Origin of the sequence: Candidatus Brevundimonas phytovorans (genome assembly GCA_029203145.1) — a bacterium.
GTDB classification, from domain to species: domain Bacteria; phylum Pseudomonadota; class Alphaproteobacteria; order Caulobacterales; family Caulobacteraceae; genus Brevundimonas; species Brevundimonas phytovorans.
The window spans coordinates 1065867-1084527 of record CP119309.1 but is presented as its reverse complement, the minus strand read 5'-3'; the positions used below and the strand labels follow the sequence as shown (position 1 = coordinate 1084527).

Below are 18661 nucleotides of genomic sequence, written 5' to 3'. Positions count from 1 at the left end.
TCTTATTCCTACTTCCCCTTCCCGCCGCCTGTCGCTGACACGCCAGCCCGTCGAACTTTTCCAACCCCGAAGCGCGCATCAAAGACGCTATCGCTTTCGTTCGGGCCGTCGGCGGCTTCGCTGACCACTGCCGCACCGTGTCGCGCTAGCCCCGGTGAAAAAGTAAACTCAACGTTTACTACCCCTCTGTCCTGACATCCGATTTGAAGTGTGCGACTGGCGACCGAGGTTCCGGGGCAAGGGCTCTGTGAACCGAGTGGGCGCTTTGGGGGCGCCGGGGATGATCTGATGTTCAATGTCGTGACGACCGTCGCCGGTCGGGCGAAGCGCATTGCCGTTTCCGCAGGCTTCGGCCTGGCTGTTCTGGGTTTCGCCGGAGCCGCCGCGGCGTCGCCAGGGTGTGACGCGATCAATGCGATCTGGGGCGGAGGCGTGACCTTGAACAACGGCCTCGAACTGTACGAGCCCTGGCCCCTGCCGCCGATGAAGGCAGGCGACGAGGTCGTCTACGTTGCATCGACGACAGGCAGCACCAATACGCATATTCCCAGCGGGGGCGGCTTCGCCCTTTACAAGAACGAAGGTACCGCCTGGCCTGACGACATCCTGATCGAAGAATACGGGTCACAAGGCGCGGAACTTTCGCTGAACGGCCGGTATGTCCTGACTGACGACAACGTCGGCTTCATCGTCTATGGCTGGAGCGGCTCAGGCGACGCTACGCTTCGCGCGACCGTGACCTGCACGGCGGCAGCAGCCGCACCGACCATCACCAGCCTGTCGCCCAGCACCGGCTCGGCGGACGGCGGCGACAGCGTCGTCATCACCGGTACAGACTTCACCGGCGCGACCGCCGTCATGTTCGGCTCCATGAACGCGGTCTCGTTTACGGTGAACAGCGCAACCCGGATCACTGCAATCGCGCCGGCCAATCCCGGCGGGGGCGCGGCCCCGGTCACGGTGACCACGGCCTTGGGCAGCAGCAGCGCGAGCGGAGCCTCGACCTATACCTATGTCCAGCGGCCCGCGGCGCCGACATTCACCAGCGCGCCGCCGCTGATCACGAACGCAACCTCGGCGACCTTTGCGTTCGACCTGTCGGCCGGGGCGAGCGCCCTCTCTTCGCTAGATGGGGCGGCTTTCCAGCCTGCGACCAATCCCTTGACCTTCACCGCCCTCAACGACGGCGCGCATACATTCAGGGTGAAGTCCGTCATCTCTGGCGTCGAGAGCGACGTAACCACCTACGCTTGGACGATCGACACCATCGTCCCGGCGCCGCCTGTAGTGACCCCCCTGACTCCGGGGGCGAACCGGAGGCCGACGTTCCAGGGCACGGCGGAGATCGGTTCCATGATGCGCGTCTTCGTCGACGGCGCCCTGGCCGGCACGGTGATAAGCGACGGCTCCGGCAACTGGATGATCATCAGCGGAGACCTCGTGGACGGTCCGCACACTGTTCAGGCCTCGGCCGCTGACGCGGCCGGCAACGTCTCGTCGCTGTCGCTTCCGGTTTCTTTCGTGACGGCTTCGCCTCCGGTCTCATCGAACCTGAGCGTGTCGATACCCTATGGCGTCCCCAACGTTGTGATCGCCTTGGCGAACCAGATCACCGGCGTTCACACCAGCATAACGATAGTTAGCGCGCCGACACATGGTGAGGTTGAATGGTCGGGCTCGTCGGTCATCTACACGCCGACCATCGGCTATTTCGGCCCGGACACCTTCACCTATACGGCCACGGGTCCTGGCGGGACCTCGACTGCGGCCACGGTCAGCCTGACGGTGGCGGCGCCGGGCGCGCCGGTGGCGGCTAATGTCACCGGCGTCGCGGTGGCCTATGACAGCGCGGGCCAGGCCATTGACCTGTCGGCGTCGATCACGGGCGTTCACGCCAGCATCGCCATCGGCACGGCGCCGGGCCACGGTACGACCAGCATTTCGGGCGATGTCGTCACCTACAGGCCGAACGCCGGCTATTTCGGCGCGGACAGCTTCACCTATACGGCGACAGGCCCTGGCGGGACCTCGGCTGCGGCGACCGTCAGCCTGACGGTGGCGGCGCCGGGCGCGCCGGTGGCGGCTAACGTCACCGGCGTCGCGGTGGCCTATGACAGCGCGGGACAGGCCATTGACCTGTCGGCGTCGATCACGGGCGTTCACGCCAGCATCACCATCGGCACGGCGCCTGCGCACGGCACGGCTACCATTTCGGGCGACATCGTCACCTACAGGCCCAACGCCGGCTATTTCGGCCCGGACAGCTTCACCTATACGGCGACAGGCCCTGGCGGGACCTCGGCTGCGGCCACGGTCAGCCTGACGGTGGCGGCGCCGGGCGCGCCGGTAGCGGCTAACGCCAACGGTGTCGCGGTGGCCTATGACAGCGCGGGCCAGGCCATTGACCTCTCGACGTCGATCACGGGCGTTCACGCCAGCATCGCCATCGGCACGGCGCCTGCGCACGGCACAGCCAGCATTTCGGGCGACGTCGTCACCTACAGGCCCAACGCCGGCTATTTCGGCGCGGACAGCTTCACCTATACGGCGACAGGCCCTGGCGGGACCTCGGCTGCGGCCACGGTCAGCCTGACGGTGGCGGCGCCGGGCGCGCCGGTGGCGGCTAACGCCAACGGTGTCGCGGTGGCCTATGACAGCGCGGGCCAGGCCATTGACCTGTCGGCGTCGATCACGGGCGTTCACACCAGCATCGCCATCGGGACGGCGCCTGCGCACGGTACGACCAGCATTTCGGGCGATGTCGTCACCTACAGGCCGAACGCCGGCTATTTCGGCGCGGACAGCTTCACCTATACGGCCACGGGTCCTGGCGGGACCTCGACTGCGGCGACCGTCAGCCTGACGGTGGCGGCGCCGGGCGCGCCGGTGGCGGCTAACGTCACCGGCGTCGCGGTGGCCTATGACAGCGCGGGACAGGCCATTGACCTGTCGGCGTCGATCACGGGCGTTCACGCCAGCATCACCATCGGCACGGCGCCTGCGCACGGCACGGCTACCATTTCGGGCGACATCGTCACCTACAGGCCGAACGCCGGCTATTTCGGCGCGGACAGCTTCACCTATACGGCGACAGGCCCTGGCGGGACCTCGGCTGCGGCCACGGTCAGCCTGACGGTGGCGGCGCCGACGGCGCCGGAAATCGATCCACCTGCGCCGGTCGTCGTTCAGCCGACGCCGGGCGGGGCAGCCACGGTCGACTTGCCGCCCGCGTCCTCGGGCACGGTGACGAGTTATCGCGTGGAGGATCAGCCCGCGCACGGTCAGGTCGTCATCCAGCCGCCCGGCGCCGGGGCGTCGGGCTGGAGCGTGGCCTATACGCCAGCGCCCGGTTTCATGGGCGAAGACACCATCGCCGTGGTGGCTGTGGGACCGGCGGGCGAGTCCGCTCCCGCCACCATGACCTTCCGCGTGCTGGGCGCGGCGCCGGACCTGCAAGGGACGACGCTGGACGGTGCGACCCTAACGTTCGAGCCGACCGCCAGCCTGACGGGCGGCCCCTTCCAAGGCCTGGCGATCACCCGCCAGCCGAACTCCGGCACGGCTCAGGTCGATGGCTTGAGGATCATCTACACCCCAGCGGCCAGCGCGGGGTCGGCGTCGCGCCGCATGGCTATGCGATCGGCCTCAGTCGCTCCGGCGGCTGGCCCGGTCTCGATGGAATACACCGTCATCCTGCCCTTCGGCGCCTCCCTGCCGGGGACCATCGAGATCGAAGCGGCTGCGACCACTCCCACCCTGACGCCTTTGATCGCCACCACCCTGGCCGGGCGTCCAGTGACGGTGTCGTTGACGGACACGGCGACGGGCGGACCCTTCGTGGCCGCCACGGTGGTCAGCGTTTCGGACGACGCCGGGACCGCGACCCTGACCGAGGGCGGCGTTGCGGGGAACCGCACCTATGCCCTGACCTTCACCCCCGCCGGCGATTTCACCGGCCTGGCCAATGTGACCTACAGCCTGTCCAACGCAGGCGGCGCGGCGACGGGCGTGCTGGCGATCACGGTCGAGGCGCGTCCCGATCCCTCGCTGGACCCGGATGTGCGTGGGCTGGTCTCGGCCCAGGCGGATACGGCCCGCCGTTTCGCCCGTTCGCAGGCCGACAACTTCCATCGCCGTCTTGAACAGGTGCGTCGCGGGGGCGTTACGGGCCTCAGCAACCAGATGCGCATGAACCTTGGCGACGGCGGCCTGAACCAGGATCCCCGTGAAGCCCTGCGTCAGCAACTCGGCCAGTCGCCCGGCGACCGCGATGACGGTTTCAACACTCTCGCGGCGGTCCGCGCGCGCGCGGTGGATGGGGATGAGACGCCCGCAGCCAATGCGCCCGTAGCCTCTGCTTCGCCGGGCAAGGTCGGCGTCTGGACGGCGGGCGCCATCGACTGGGGGCGTCGCGACGCCCAGGGTCAGCGCGACTATCGCTTCAGCACCTCAGGCGTCAGCGCGGGCGTGGACATGGCGATCTCGGATCGTCTGATCGCCGGCGTCGGCGTCGGTTATGGCCATGACCGCACCAAGGTCGGCGACAACGGAACCCTGTCCGAGGGCGACAGCTATGTCGGCGCCCTCTACGGCAGCTGGCGCGCCACCGGCGATCTGGTCGTCGATGGCGTGCTGGGCTACGGCGCGCTGGAGTTCGACAGCCGACGCTGGTCGTCGGACGCCGACGACTTCGCCTTCGGCGAGCGCTCGGGCTCGGTGCTGTTCGGTTCGGCCTCGGTCGCTCTGGAGCGCCGCAGCGCGGGTCTGGCCTGGGCGCCTTACGCCCGCCTGCAGTTCGGCAAGGTCGAGCTGGACGGCTATTCCGAAACGGGGGCGGACGTCTTCGCCCTGACTTATGACGCGATGACGGTCGACACCCTGGCCACGGCTCTGGGGACCAGCTTCGACTGGACCCTGCAACGTCGCTCGGGCGTGCTGACGCCCAGCCTGCGCGTCGAATGGCGTCACGAGTTCGAGGGCGCGGACGACCAAGCCGTCTCCTACGCCGACTGGCTGGCCAGCCCCGACTATCTGGTCGGTCTGGAGCGCTGGGCTCGCGACAGCGTGAGCCTGGGGGCCGGTGTGCAGTGGCGGGCGGTGTCGGGCTGGAGTTACGGCGTCGACTATCAGGGACAGTTGGGCTCGGACCTGTCCAGCCACGGTCTGAGGTTGCGACTGATGAAGCTGTTCTAGAACAGAAAGGGGCGGTCCTCGCAGACCGCCCCTTGCCTGTCTGACCCGGCTCACCGGCCTGGCTGGCCAGTCCGGATGAAGTGGGGCGCCTGTCCCGCCCGATGGGACTCTTCATCGAACGGCGCCGAAACCAACGACTATCTCATGGTGCACAGTCTGGCGGTGGCGGCAGGGGGGCGCGGCTCCGATGAAGCCGGCTGGATCGCCGCGGCGTCTTGGGAGCGGTATCTCCAGCATGAAAGGCGAGCCGCAAATATACGGCGCCCAGACAATCGCCCGGTCAGACGAGCATCCGACGCTTGAGCCGTATGACCGGGCTCTAGTCCCCGACAGCCGTCACACTGTGCTGCGCGTCCTGACACCGGTCGAATGAGAGCCAGAAGCTGACCTTCAGCATGGGCCCCAAGCAAACCGTGCCCCTGCAGCATCCTTAGATCTGCTACCGCAGACCTGCAGGATCGCGCGCCCTTCCCTCACTCCCACTCGATTGCTCGGCACCTCACAAGGCGCTGTTTTGTAAGCACCTTTCGTTGACTTAAGATAATACACCGGCGACGGTGCCGTCAGCCAGTAGTGGCTATTGAAAACAATGGCGAAACTGGCAGCGAAAAAATTCGAGTGATGTCGCCTTCTATCGCCCCCCCTTGCGAGACTGAAGCTGGCGATCCTTCGTCACCGCTGAGCCGATCTTATCCGTGAAATCATAGCGGCGGGCACGACATCAACTGCGCGATGGATATTCCTGCATAACCTTAGCTGCAGGAGCCGGGGGCAGACCAGACTTGACATCCGCATCCTCGATCCGCAGCAGCTGCTTGCCCTGACTGGCGCTGCTGAACAGACGCAGGAAGGTTGCGGGGATGGCGTCGAACCCCTGCTGGATGTCGGTACGATACTGGATCTGGCCGGCGCGCAGCCAGCCCTCCAACTCGGCCATGGCGACGGGAACCTCAGCCAGATGATCCAACAAGATGAAACCGCGCATCTCGGCGCGCTGGGCGATCATCCGCATCAGGTTGCGGGGACCGGGTGCGGGCGTCGCGTCGTTATAGCCAGCGATGGCGCCGCACAGGACGATCCGGCCGAAGCGCGCGATGTGGGCGATCCCGGCCTCGAGGGTTTCACCGCCGACATTATCGAAGAAGAGGTCGATCCCGTCGGGCGCAAGGGCCGCCAGCCGCGCGGCGACATCCTCATGCCGATAGTCGATAGCGGCGTCGGCGCCGTAGTCCTCGACCAGCCAGCGGCATTTCTCCGTCCCGCCGGCGATGCCGATGACTCGCGCGCCGTTCAGATGCGCAATCTGCACCGCCAGCGACCCGACCGCGCCCGCCGCGCCCGAGATCAGGACCGTGTCGTCCGCGCCGAGCCGACCGACCGTCTTCAGGCCGACCCAGGCGGTCAGGCTGGCGCCGCCCAGAACGCCCAGAGCCTCCTCCGGCGTCACGCCCTCCGGGATCAGCACCGGCGCCGCCTCGCCCGCCCGCGCCACGACGGCGTAGTCCTGCCAACTGAACAGGCCCCGCACCAGGGCGCCCTCGGGGTAGGCAGGATTGGTCGAGGCGACCACGCGCGCCGCCGCGCTGCCGCGCACCGGCTCGCCGATGGCTATGGGCGGCATATAGCTGAGCCTGTCGTCCATCCAGCCGCGCTGGGCCGGATCGAAGCCGAACAACACCATGCGCACAAGGACTTCACCGGCGGCCAGATCAGCGACCGGCACGGAGGCGTCACGGCGCGCGAAGTCTTCCAGGCGCACCTGGCCTTGGGGACGGCGCGCGAGCACCCATTGGCGATTGACGCGGTCGGCGACGGACATGGCGCGGCTCCGGCTGTGTGATGGGGAACACTATCCGGGGGCCGATCCGCCACAGCCAGACGCCCCGCCGGAACAGAGCGTTTCCGGGGAACCGGCTAATCATCGGCGCGGAATGTCGGATGCTGCGAACAAACAAGGGATACGTCATGTCCGATACCGAAGCCCGCCTCGCCCGGCTGGAAGCCCAGCTTCAGGCGTTGCAGGACCATGTCGCCGTCTGTCAGCTCATCGCCCGCTATGGGCCCCAGGCCGACACCGCCGACACCTATGAGCGCGGGCTGAAGGTCGGGGCGTTGTGGGCCGAGGACGGGGTCTATGAACTGGCCGAGGGCTGGGCGGGTCAGGGGCCGGAAGGGATCGCGGGTCTGCTCGACAACGACGTGCACCGCGCCCTGGTGCGCGATGGCGCGGCCCATATTCCCAGCGTGCCGCATGTAGCGGTCGATGGCGACCGCGCCACGGCGGTCAACTATTCTCGCGTCTATAAGCACGTGGACGGCGCCTTCACGGTGTGGCGAGTATCGGTCAACCACTGGACGCTGGGTCGCACCGAGGAAGGCTGGAAGGTGCTGCGCCGCACGAACCGTCTGCTGAACGGCTCCGACGAGGCCCGCGCCGTGCTGCGCACCATCGACCAGGCGGCCTGACCATGGACATGAAGGTCGACGCCCCGGTCCAGACAGACGTTCTGTTCACGCCGCTGACGATCCGCAACCTGACTCTGGCTAACCGCATCGTCATGTCGCCGATGACCCGCTACTTCTCGCCGGGCGGCGTGCCGGGCGAGGACGTGGCCGCCTATTACCGCCGTCGGGCCGAGGGCGGCGCCGGGCTGATCGTCACTGAGGGTGTGGGCGTGGATCATCCCTCCGCCGTTGACGACCCGGCTATTCCCCACATGCACGGCAAGGCCGCCCTGGACGGCTGGCGGCGCGTGGTCGCGGAGGTCCACGCGGCGGGCGGGCGCATCTTCCCGCAACTTTGGCATCAGGGACCGCTGCGCGATCCGTCGCGGTCGCTGCGTCCCGACCTGATTGGCGCCCGGCCCTCTGGGCACTGGGGCAGGCCCGGCCACACCTCCTATGGCGACGACTATGTCGATGCGATGCGGGCGCCGACCGAGCCCATGACCACAGCCGAAATCAAGGCCGTGATCGCGGCTTTCGCCAGCGCAGCGCGCAACGCCATGGAGGTCGGCTTTGACGGGATCGCCCTGCATGCCGGGCACGGCTATCTGATCGACAGCTTCCTGTGGGCCGACACCAACCTGAGGACCGACCGCTATGGCGGCGACGCGGCCCGCCGCGCAGCCTTCGGCGCCGAGATCGTGGCGGCGGTGCGGGCCGAGATCGGCAACGCCCCGATCATGTTCCGCTTCTCGCAGCACAAGCAGCAGGACTACGGTGCCCGCCTCGGCCATACGCCAGAGGACCTGGGCGCCCTGCTGAAGCCCCTGGCCCAGAGCGGCGTCGATCTGTTCGACGCCAGCGGGCGGCATTTCGACCGTGCGGCCTTTGACGGCTCACCCCTGTCGCTGGCGGGCTGGGCGCGTCGGCTAACGGGCAAGCCCACAGTCGCCATCGGCGGGATCGGTCTGGGCAATGGTCTGGGTGAAACCCTGAGCGGCAGCAGCGAAACCACGCCTCTCGACAATCTGGACGCGGTGCGCGAGCGGATCGCGCGCGGCGAGTTCGATCTTGCCGGCGTCGGCCGGGCCATCCTGAACGACCCGCAGTGGCCGCAGCGCGTCAGAACCGGCCAGTCCGCCCTGCCCTTTGACCGGGCCAACCTGCGTCGTCTGGCCTGACAAAAGAGAACGGCGCCGTCCCGAGGGGCGACGCCGTCTGTCTCCGTCTGGCCGCGCGTCAGGCGTGGCCGAGCGTGGCCTTGACCTCCAGGAACTCGGCGAAGGCGTGATCGCCCCATTCACGGCCATTGCCCGACTGCTTGAAGCCGCCGAAGGGCGCCATCAGGTCAGGTCCCGCGTTGTTGATGATCACCTGACCCGCGCGCAACTGGCGGGCGATGTCGCGGGCATGAGCAATGTCGCCGGACTGCACATAGGCGGCCAGGCCATAGACGGTGTCGTTGGCGATCTCGACCGCCTCTTCCTCGGTGTCATAGGGAATGATCGAGAGGACCGGACCGAAGATTTCCTCGCGGGCGATGGTGGCGTCAGGTGCCACGTCGGCGAAGACGGTCGGTTTGACGAAATAGCCGGCGGTCAGGCCGTCTGGACGCCCGACGCCGCCGGCGACCAGGGTCGCGCCCTCATCGATGCCCTTGGCGATCAGGGTCTGGATCTTGTTCCACTGCACGTCCGACACCACCGGACCCAGGGTGACGTCGCCGGTCGGATCGCCGACGGTCAGACCCTCGGCGGCGGCCTTGGCGGCGGCCTTGACCTCGTCCATCCGCGCGCGAGGGACCAGCATCCGTGTGGGGGCGTTACAGGACTGGCCGCTGTTGTTCATGATGCGGGCCACGCCCGCCGCCACGGCGGCCGGAATGTCGGCGTCGTCCAGAATGATGTTGGCGGACTTGCCGCCCAACTCCTGATGTACGCGCTTGATGGTGGGGGCGGCGTTTCGGGCCACCTCGACGCCCGCGCGGGTCGAGCCGGTGAAGCTGACCATGTCCACGCCAGGGTGGCCGGACAGGGCCGCGCCGACACCCGGCCCGTCGCCGTTGATCAGGTTGAACACGCCCGCCGGAACGCCCGCCGCGTCCATGATTTCGGCCCAGAGAAGGCCCGACAGGGGCGCGACCTCTGACGGCTTCAGCACCATGGTGCAGCCCACGGCCAGGGCCGGGGCGACCTTGCAGCCGATCTGGTTCGACGGCCAGTTCCACGGGGTGATGAAGGCGCAGACACCGATGGGCTCGCGGCTGATCAGGGTCGAACCCCGCGCCTCCTCGAACTCATAGTCCTTGAGCACGGCGATGGCCGTGCTCAGATGGGCCGCGCCCATATAGGCCTGAGCATTACGCGCCAGTGCGGCGGGGGCGCCCATCTCGGTCGTGATGGCCAGGGCCATCTCGTCCTGACGACGGACGTACTCGGCCAGGATGGCTTCCAGCAGGTCGATCCGTTCCTGCCGCGAGGTTCGGCTGAAGCTGATGAAGGCGCGCTGAGCCGCCTTGACCGCGCGATCCACGTCTTCCGCCCCGCCCAGGCTGATGCGGGCCACGGCCTGCTCGGTCGCCGGGTTGATGACATCCAGGGTGCGGGCCGCAACGGGATCGACCCAGGCGCCGTCAATGTAGAATTTCAGATGGTCGGTCATGACGCCTCCAGGGACGAGGGAATTGGGCAAGATATAATCACAGCGCGACCGCCTTCATCGCCGTCGCACGGTCGGCCAGCCTTGCGCGACAAACGGGCGTGCGGCGGCCGATCAACTGGCGTCCGACCAGAAACTCGGCGGGCGCGTTGACAGCTTCGACGGCCTGTATCAGGTCGCCCGCCATGTGGAACAGGGCGAAGCCCGGGGCGTCAGGGACGCCGCGCACGACCATGTCGTCGCAGCTGATCGGCACGCCCGCGATCTGCAGCTTGAGGTCATACTGGTCCGACCAGAACCACGGCGTCTCGGGTTCCGGAGCGGGCCGTCCCACGATGGCGGCGGCGGCCTGACGCGCCTGCTCCAGCGCATTCGGCACGCTCTCTAGCCGCATGACCGTATCATAAAGCGGCAGGGGTCGTCGGGTCACATCGCCGATGGCGAAGATCGCCGGGTCGCTGGTTCGCGCCGCCAGGTCGACCAGGACTCCGTCCTGGCACTCCAAGCCCGCCGCCCGCGCCAGCTCGTCGTTGGGCTGGGCGCCGACCCCGACCAGAACCGCGTCGCAATCCAGCACGGAGCCGTCGCCGAGATGGACGGCCTTCACCCGCCCGTCCTCGCCGCTCAGGCGCTCAACCGTGGCATCGAGAATGAAATGAACCCCGCGTTCGCGGTGATAGGCTTGGAAGAAGCGTGACAGAATCGGACAGGCGACGCGGGCCAGGATGCGACTTTCGCGCTCCACGATGACCAACTCGGCGCCGAGCGCACGGGCCGAGGCCGCCGCCTCCAGGCCGACATAGCCGCCGCCGATCACCACCAGCCGCTTTACGCGATGGCGCACTGGCGCAAGCGCCGCCTTCAGCGCCTCGGCGTCAGCGGCTGTGCGCAAAGCCATGACGCCGTCCAGCTCAACGCCGTCGATATCCAGCCAGCGCGCCCGTGCGCCCGTCGCCAGGATCAGGTGATCGTAGGCCAATGTTTCGCCATCGCTCAGCCGAACCGTCTGTCCGGCTCGGTCAATGGTCTCGACCGTCTGCGCCAGGCGCAGATCGACCTGGTTGTCGCCATACCATTCGGGGGCCTTGAGACGCAGGGCGTCTTCATCAGCCTCGCCTTTCAGCCAGGCCTTGGACAGCGGCGGTCGTTGATAGGGGGCCACGGGCTCGGCGCCGATCAGGGAGACTGCGCCGACGTGGCCGTACTGGCGCAACAGGGCGGCGGCGGTTCCGCCCGCATGTCCGGCTCCGACGATGACGATGCGCGCGCTGTCGCTCATGAACCCTGGCTCTACCCGGAAAACAAAAGTCCCGATCAGGAGACCGGCGAGGCTGAGGCCGCCGATCTCCTGCCGAGATGTCGGCCTAGAACTTCACGCTGGCCTGCAGACCCAGGCTGCGCGGATCGCCCCACTGGCGGATGGTGAACAGGGTCAGGTTGATGCCCGATACCCAGTATTCCTCATCCAGCAGGTTCTTGCCCCACAGCGAGATTTCAGCCGTGCGTCCGTCGCCGATGTTGATGTCGGCGAGCGAAAGGCGACCGTCCAGAAGGCCGTAGGCCTTGCGGTAGGACAGCGGGTCGTTGGTGATCCCGCCCGCCTGCTCGCTGCGCCAGCTGTAGTTCAGGCTGGCCACGACCTCGCCGCCCGCCACGCCCGGCCAGCGATAGTCGACCCCCAGGGTGTAATTGTGCTTGGGGATCAGCGGGAAGACGTAGGTGTTGGTCACGTCCTGGCCCGAGGGCAGGATGAACTCGTCATACTCGGCCTTGGTGTAGCCGTAGCCGAAGTTGATCCGCAGGTTGTCGACGGGCCGCACCGTGCCTTCCAGCTCGACGCCCGACATATGGGCCTTGCCGGCGTTGATGATGGTCGTCGTGATCAGGGCCGGCACGAAGACCCCGACCTGGAAGTCGCGGTAATCGCTGTAATAGACCGCCGCCGACAGGTTCAGGCGACGGTCGAACCACTGACCCTTGGTGCCGATCTCATAGGCCGTCAGCTTCTCGGGCTCATAGGGCGTCATGAAGCTGGCGTTGGTGGCGGCGACGTCGTTGTTGCCGCCGCTCTTGAAGCCCGTCGCCACACGACCATAGACGTTCCAGTCTTCGGCCAGCTTCCACGACGCATTGAACTCGGGCGTGAACTCCGACCACGAACCCGTCGCCGTTAGCGGGATCAGGTCGGACGGACCGATATTGCCCGGACCGGGAAGCGCGCCGAGAGCCGGGCCACCGCTGCGCGTGATCGGGTTGCCGGCAGCGTCGCGCTGGAACACGCCCGAACCCGGCGCCGCCGGATTGGCCAGATAGGCGCTATAGGACTGGCTCAGCGAGGTCGCCGACTTCTCGTCCTTGTTGATCCGCCCGCCCAGGGTCAGGCTGAGCCGCTCGTCGAAGGCGGTCGGCGTCCAGGTCATCTGACCATAGGCGGCGATAGAGGTGTTGTCGGCGGAGCGCTCCTGAAGGTCGTACTTGTTGCCGCCGAACTGGAAGTTCCAGCGCGGGTTGAAGACGCCGTACTCTTCCTTGAAGCCGAACAGACCGAAGGTGTACTTCACCGGGCCGTTCGCGCCGATCAGCTGCAGTTCCTGCGACCACTGCTCGTAGTTGTTGTTGAGCGTGAAGTGCATCAGGTCCACGCCCGTCCCGTCAAAATCGGTCTGGCTGCGCGATTTCATGTTCCGGTAGGCCGAAATCGACTTGATCGTGACGTCGCCGAAGAAGGGCACGGCGTCGGCGTTGTACTCGGCCGTCAGCGAGTGACCCTTGACGAAGAAGTCGCTGCGGTTGGCGTAGTCGTTGGCGATGCCGTCCGGGCGCGAGGTGTAGATGGCGTTCTGGATATAGGGATAGAGGGAGGCATAGGCGCCGCCCGGCCCGATGGCGCCCGGTGCGCTGATCGCCAGCATTGCCGGCGAGCTGCGGCTGGAGGTGTCGTCGTAGCCGTAGGCGACCTTGATATCCTCAGTCGGACGCCAGACCACATCGACGCGACCAGCTTGCTGGTTCTGCTCGCCGAAGGTGGAGAAACGGGCGTTGGGATGGGTGTTGTCGAAGAAGCCGTCGCGCGTGCGGCCCGAATAGGCGACCTTGACGTCAAAGGCGCCGATGCCCTGGCCGATCTCGCCGATGCGCGGCAGATCCAGCGACAGCCGCTGCTCGAACAGGTCGGCGCTGCCGACGCCCAGCATGAACTTGCCGCCGAAGACGCCGGTCGGTTGGCGTGTCACCAGGTTGACGGCGCCGCCGATGGTGTTCTTGCCGTACAGCGTCCCTTGCGGGCCGCGCAGCACTTCGATGCGTTCCAGGTCCACCGTGTCGAAGGCGGCGCCCGTCGACTTGGCGATCGGCACGCCGTCTATGTACATGCCGACGGGCTGGTCGCGGCCCAGGCTGGTGTCGGCAGAGGGCGCCAGGCCGCGCATCGAGATCAGCGGCCCGAAGGCGCCGCCGACCGTCTGGTTGATCTGGATGTTCGGCACATAGCCGCCGATGGCGGAAATGTCGGCCACCCCGGCGCGTTGCAGAGCCTCGCCCCCCAGGGTCGAGACCGAAAGCGGCACGTCGATCAAGCGTTCTTCGCGGCGTTGAGCCGTGACCACCACGTCAGAAAGGCTGGTCGCCTGTTCGGGCGGCGCGGCGTCCTGAGCCATGGCCATGGCGGGCCAGGCGCCGGCCAGAGCCGTGCCGGCCAGCAGAATGGTCGCGGTGCGAGTCATGCGTCGTGTCATGTAACCCTCCCTAATAGCCTATGACCATTTTCTGATCTAATTGGCTGTTTTTATTTTGTTTTTACATAACGTCACTGTGGATCTACGGCAGAGACGAGCCCCCTCCTCCTCGCCGTGTTCCAGTCTTCTGCGGCCTTAGCCTCCGAGCCCGATGGGGGCGCTGCGGGCCAGTATGCTGTCGGTGCGGCGGCGGATGTTGCCGTCCGACCGCTCGCTTTCCGGCAGGAGCCAGAAGCGACCCGCCGCGACCCCGTCCAGGGCGAAGGCGGCCACTTCCTCCGGCTCCGTGACCGGGACCCCGCCGTTCTGCTGGGCCAGTTCCGCCATCGACTTGCCAGCGGGCTGCGGGCTGGCCGGATCGACATAGTCGGCCGGTCGCGCCGAGCGCATCAGGTTGGTGTTGACCAGGTGCGGTCCGGGGAACAGCAGCGCCGCCTTAACCTTGGCGTCCTGGGCCGTGAGCTGATGATGGAGCACCTCCGTCAGGCTCGTCACCGCTGCCTTTGTCGAGGCGTATACGGGAGTTCGCGCCGAGGGCACCAGCCCGCCGTTGGTGGAGGTGGTGTTGACGACATAGCCGTCTTCACCCCCCGCCAGCATCCGGGGCACGAAGGCCCGGATGCCGTGGACCACGCCCATGACGTGGATGTTGTGGCCCCACTCCCAGTCCTTGAGCGCCAGGGTCCAGATCGGCTCACGGAAGTCGCCCAGACCGACGCCGGCGTTGTTGAACAGCAGGTGGACCGCGCCGTGACGGGCATAGGCCTGATCAGCCAGGGACTCGATGGAATCCTGCTTCATCACGTCGGCGACGACGCCGACGACGTCACCGCCCTTGGCGCGCAGGTCGGCGGCGGTGGCTTCCAGCGCCTCGGCGTTGATGTCGCTGAGAACCACCTTGGCGCCGCGTTCGATCAGGGCTTCACCCAGAGCGCGGCCCACGCCGCTGGCGCCGCCGGTGACGACGGCGACCTTCCCCTTCAGATCACGCATCCTGAAGCGCCGCCTCCGAAGCGAGCGCGATCTCGATGCCGCCGGTCGGGTTGTCGTCGTAGCGGCCGAACCAGAAGGGCTGCAGCCACTCGCCCGGCACCTTCTCGAGGATTTCGCCGCCGGTGATGCTGCGACCTTCCGAGTATTCCATCTTCAGCAGCTTGCGCACCGGCACATCGACCAGCGGGTCGGCGGCGGACTCGCGCAGCGTGACTTTGCCGCCATTGACGACATGGTGCATGTCCCAGTCACGATCCCAGTTCAGCTGGGTCAGGAAGACATCGCCGTCGAAGCCGAAGCCGTTGTCGATGCCCGGCATGCCCTTGTAGCAGAACAGGTTCTCAGTGAACTTCTTGCCGCCCAGGCTCTCGCCGATCTGACCTTCCAGCTCGACGAAGGCGATGCCGTTGCGGGTGCAGGTGACGTGCAGGCGGTCGCCGTCCTTGGTGAACTTGACGTCGGCGATCTTCTTGGGCTCGCCGAAACGCTCACGGCCGCTGATGACGACGAACTCGCCGCCCATGGGCATGGCCAGAACGTACCAGCCGGTCTTGCCCTTGTAGGTGGACTCGACGCCGACCGTCATGGCCGCCGACACGACGACATTGTCGGGCGTCGGACGCATTTCAACATAAGAGAACTGGATCAGGATCTTCGGCGTCGCCGTCGGCTGCAGCGGCTTGGGCAGCAGGGCCGCCACGATCTCGGGATCGGTCTCATAGAAGGCGCGCAGGGTCTGCACGGTGTTCTTGAGCCCGCCGCCAGAAGCGCGAGCCTCCATCGCGGCCTTGAGTTTATTCACGTCCTGAACGTAGCGAAGCTTGGCCAACGTCGTCTCTCCCAGTCGTTTTTTATGAGGATTTGGACGGGAGCGGCGCGAACGCGACCGCTCCCGGTCGGTATCAGGCGGCGGCCTTGATGAAGTTGGTCTTCTGCGGGCCGATGCGGGCCGCGATGGCGTTCAGCGCCTTCTCATCCAGGTCGTAGACTTCCAGGGCGTTGCCCGCGAACATCCTGGAGATGTCGGCTTCGGGCAGCCCGCCCAGGCTGGCGATCATCTTGGGCAGGGTGTGGGGCCAGGTGCCCTCGGGGTGGGGATAGTCAGTGCCCCACAGCACCCGGTCGATGCCGATGTTGTAGTAGGACTCGGTGGTCTCTTCGTCCGGCAGGGCCGAGCAGCCGACCCAGATGTTGCGCTTGAAGTATTCGCTCGGCTTCATCGACAGGTTGGAGCGGTGATCGCCCAGCTTGCCGCTGGTGTGCTTGACCGAGGCGCGGACGTCCATCAGCTCCAGCATCCACGGGAACCAGAACTCGCCGCCCGCTTCGGTGAAGGTGACTTTCAGGTTCGGGAACTGCTCGAACACGCCGCCGAAGATCAGGGCCGACATCGGGCGGGTCAGGAAGAAGGCGTACTCCGAAAGGTAGATGCCGATCCAGCCAGGCTGGGCCGTGTCATAGGCCGGCGCCGCGCCCGAGTGGAAATTCACGGGCATGTTGAACTCTTGCAGCATGGCCCACATCGGGTGGTATTTCGGATGGTTGTAGAAGTCGTAGCCCTCCATCAAGGTCGGCAGGACCACGCCCTTCAGACCATTCTCCTTGGCCCAACGGATTTCCTTGAGGTTCTCTTCCATGTCGTAGAGGGCCGGGATGATGGCCAGGCCGATGCGGCGCACCGGGTCCATCTGACAGAACTCGGCCATCCAGCGATTGTGGGCGCGGGCGCCCGCCCATTGCAGGTGCGCGTCCTTCAGGACTGGCCTCAGGCCGATGTCGGCGCCGAAAGGCGGGGCGTTCCGCTCGGTGATGCCATCGGGATAGAGGACCTCGGCGGCGACGCCGTCCTCATCCAGAATACGGCTGCGGATCGTCGAGTCCCAGGCGCCCTCCATGCCTTCGCCGGCATCGGCGCGCCATTTGTTGTTGAAGTCGTCGAGGAGGAAGTTCTTCTCGTGCTGTTCGCGGGCCGCGATTTCCTTGACGATGCGCTCGTCAAACTCGGCTCGATACTGCGGGTCCAGATACTCGCGATACTTTTCCGGGGGCAAACCGGCATGACCATCGGACGAAATTACCAGATACCGATCCACGGAACACTCCCACGTTTCTTTGACCATCACGAACTAGTCTGTTCGTCAGCCGATTTTTAAATCTTGATGGAGCGATTATTACCCGACGCTCGTCGACAACAAGCACGTGGACGCAGACGGTTTATCCGCATCAGGAAACAATCGAAGTCCGCGCCAGGCCGGGCTCGCCGCGCCGCAGCGAGGGGTTTTTCCAGGCGTAGAGCGCCAGTCCGGCCATGACGACGCAGTTCAGGATGAAAGGCGCCGCAGGTGCGAACTCGTAAAGCAGCACCCCGATCACAGGGGTGACGACGATGGCCGCCCCCGACAAGCTGGAGACCATGCCCGCCACGAGGCCTTGCTGATCAGGGCGAGCCGCCAGCGAAGAGCCCGCCGTAAAGCCGGGCCGGCAGAAGCTGAAGCCCAGGGTCAGCACCACATAGCCGAGCGTCAGAAGCCAGATGTCGCCGGCGAAAACGGTGATCAGATTGCCCGCCAGCGCCAGAACCGCCCCAGCCCGCAACAGTTGTCGCGGCGACATCTTCAGCCCAGGGATCAGGACCCACTGACCCGCCAGGCCAGCCGCCGCGCCCGCCGCCATGGCGATGCCGATATAGCCCTGAGCCTCCGCCGCCGGCAGGGCCATCTCGTCCATGATGACGAAACCCAGGGTATAGACATTGATCGCCTGGGCGCAGGCCGAAAGCAGGCCGTACCAGAGATAGGGTCCGATGTTCTTGTCGCGCCAGACTCCGGTTCCCGCCTTGGCGCGGGCTGGCTTGCCGCCCGCCGCGTTCGCCTTCAGCCCCGCCTCGCGCACCGACACGGGCGGACGATCCGACGGAATCATCACCGCCACCGCAATCAGAATCGCCGCCGCGATCAGGGCGAAGATGGTCATGGGCCCAGCCAGACCAAGGAAGCCGAAGACCAGAAGCGGCGACACCGCCGGACCAATGATGGTTCCCATGCCCAGGGCGCCGGCCAGGGCCGACAGGGCGGCCGTCCGATCCTTCTCGGACGTGCGCTCGGCCACATAGGCCTGGCTGGACGAAGCGGTCGCCGAGCCCAGCAGACCGAACACCCCGCGGATCGCGGCGAAGGCCAGAAAGACCGCCATCGGCGCCAGCAGGGCCTGCAGCCCGGCCCAGACCACCAGGGCGCAGCCCAGCATGGAGAAAACAAAGCCGCCCAGCCCCAGCATCATCATCGGCTTGCGCCCCCGCACGTCCGAGACCCTGGCCCAGTACGGCGCGCTGATGGCCCACAGCAGGGCCGACAGCGAGAAGATCGCCGCCACAAGATGATCGGAAATGCCTATGGCGCGTCCGATAGCGGGCATGACTGAAACCAGGCCCAGGTTGCCCACGGCCATGGCCATCGACACCACGAAGATCAGGGCGAACACGCCTTTGGACAGGGTGGTTTCCCCCGTCAGGGGCGCGCCGGGGGTGTTGCGAAGTCTCTGAAGCAAACGGGTCTCCCGCGCGGCGACCTTATGAATGTCGCGGGCGGACCAGGCCGCCGATCGGGAAAATAGAGCCCAAGCCGACCGCCGCGATAAGG

General features: G+C 66.7%; 11 protein-coding genes. 3 read left to right on the top strand and 8 right to left on the bottom strand.

All coding sequences use genetic code 11. The annotated features are described in order from the left end of the window. The first annotated feature begins 288 nt into the window (after positions 1 to 288). The gene (locus P0Y52_05130; protein ID WEK58923.1) at positions 289 to 5193 is read left to right on the top strand and encodes an Ig-like domain-containing protein; all 4905 of its coding nucleotides are present in this window, start codon (positions 289 to 291) and stop codon (positions 5191 to 5193) included. A 721-nt stretch (positions 5194 to 5914) separates the two neighbouring features. Here the strand turns inward: P0Y52_05130 and P0Y52_05125 are convergent. Continuing rightward, complete coding sequence (locus P0Y52_05125; GenBank protein WEK58922.1) at positions 5915 to 7012, bottom strand: NADP-dependent oxidoreductase; 1098 nt, start codon at positions 7010 to 7012, stop codon at positions 5915 to 5917. Between the two features lie 146 nt (positions 7013 to 7158). Between P0Y52_05125 and P0Y52_05120 the strand changes: the two genes are divergently transcribed. After that, complete coding sequence (locus tag P0Y52_05120) at positions 7159 to 7659, top strand: nuclear transport factor 2 family protein (protein WEK58921.1); 501 nt, start codon at positions 7159 to 7161, stop codon at positions 7657 to 7659. A gap of 2 nt (positions 7660 to 7661) precedes the next feature. Beyond that, entirely contained in the window at positions 7662 to 8819 is a 1158-nt protein-coding gene (locus P0Y52_05115) for a 12-oxophytodienoate reductase (protein WEK58920.1), read from the top strand. A 58-nt stretch (positions 8820 to 8877) separates the two neighbouring features. Here the strand turns inward: P0Y52_05115 and P0Y52_05110 are convergent, their stop codons facing one another. From P0Y52_05110 to P0Y52_05080, 7 genes are all read right to left on the bottom strand, one after another. Beyond that, positions 8878 to 10299 (bottom strand): aldehyde dehydrogenase family protein, encoded by a 1422-nt coding sequence (locus tag P0Y52_05110; protein ID WEK58919.1) that lies wholly within the window; start codon positions 10297 to 10299, stop codon positions 8878 to 8880. A gap of 37 nt (positions 10300 to 10336) precedes the next feature. Beyond that, a complete protein-coding gene (locus P0Y52_05105) occupies positions 10337 to 11575 on the bottom strand; it encodes an FAD-dependent oxidoreductase (protein ID WEK58918.1) in 1239 nt (412 codons plus the stop codon). Between the two features lie 85 nt (positions 11576 to 11660). Beyond that, positions 11661 to 14018: a TonB-dependent receptor gene (locus P0Y52_05100; protein ID WEK58917.1), complete on the bottom strand. Its 2358-nt coding sequence runs from the start codon at positions 14016 to 14018 to the stop codon at positions 11661 to 11663. Positions 14019 to 14165: 147 nt separating this feature from the next. Continuing rightward, positions 14166 to 15023, bottom strand: a complete 858-nt coding sequence (locus tag P0Y52_05095; protein WEK58916.1) for an SDR family NAD(P)-dependent oxidoreductase — start codon at positions 15021 to 15023, stop codon at positions 14166 to 14168. Beyond that, positions 15016 to 15852 carry an acetoacetate decarboxylase family protein gene (locus tag P0Y52_05090; protein WEK58915.1) on the bottom strand — a complete coding sequence of 279 codons (837 nt, stop codon included), beginning with the start codon at positions 15850 to 15852 and terminating at the stop codon, positions 15016 to 15018. The genes P0Y52_05095 and P0Y52_05090 overlap by 8 nt, the downstream gene beginning before the upstream one ends. Positions 15853 to 15925: 73 nt before the next feature. After that, positions 15926 to 17116 carry an amidohydrolase family protein gene (locus tag P0Y52_05085; protein WEK58914.1) on the bottom strand — a complete coding sequence of 397 codons (1191 nt, stop codon included), beginning with the start codon at positions 17114 to 17116 and terminating at the stop codon, positions 15926 to 15928. Between the two features lie 130 nt (positions 17117 to 17246). Then, entirely contained in the window at positions 17247 to 18569 is a 1323-nt protein-coding gene (locus P0Y52_05080; GenBank protein WEK58913.1) for an MFS transporter, read from the bottom strand. Positions 18570 to 18661 lie beyond the last annotated feature (92 nt).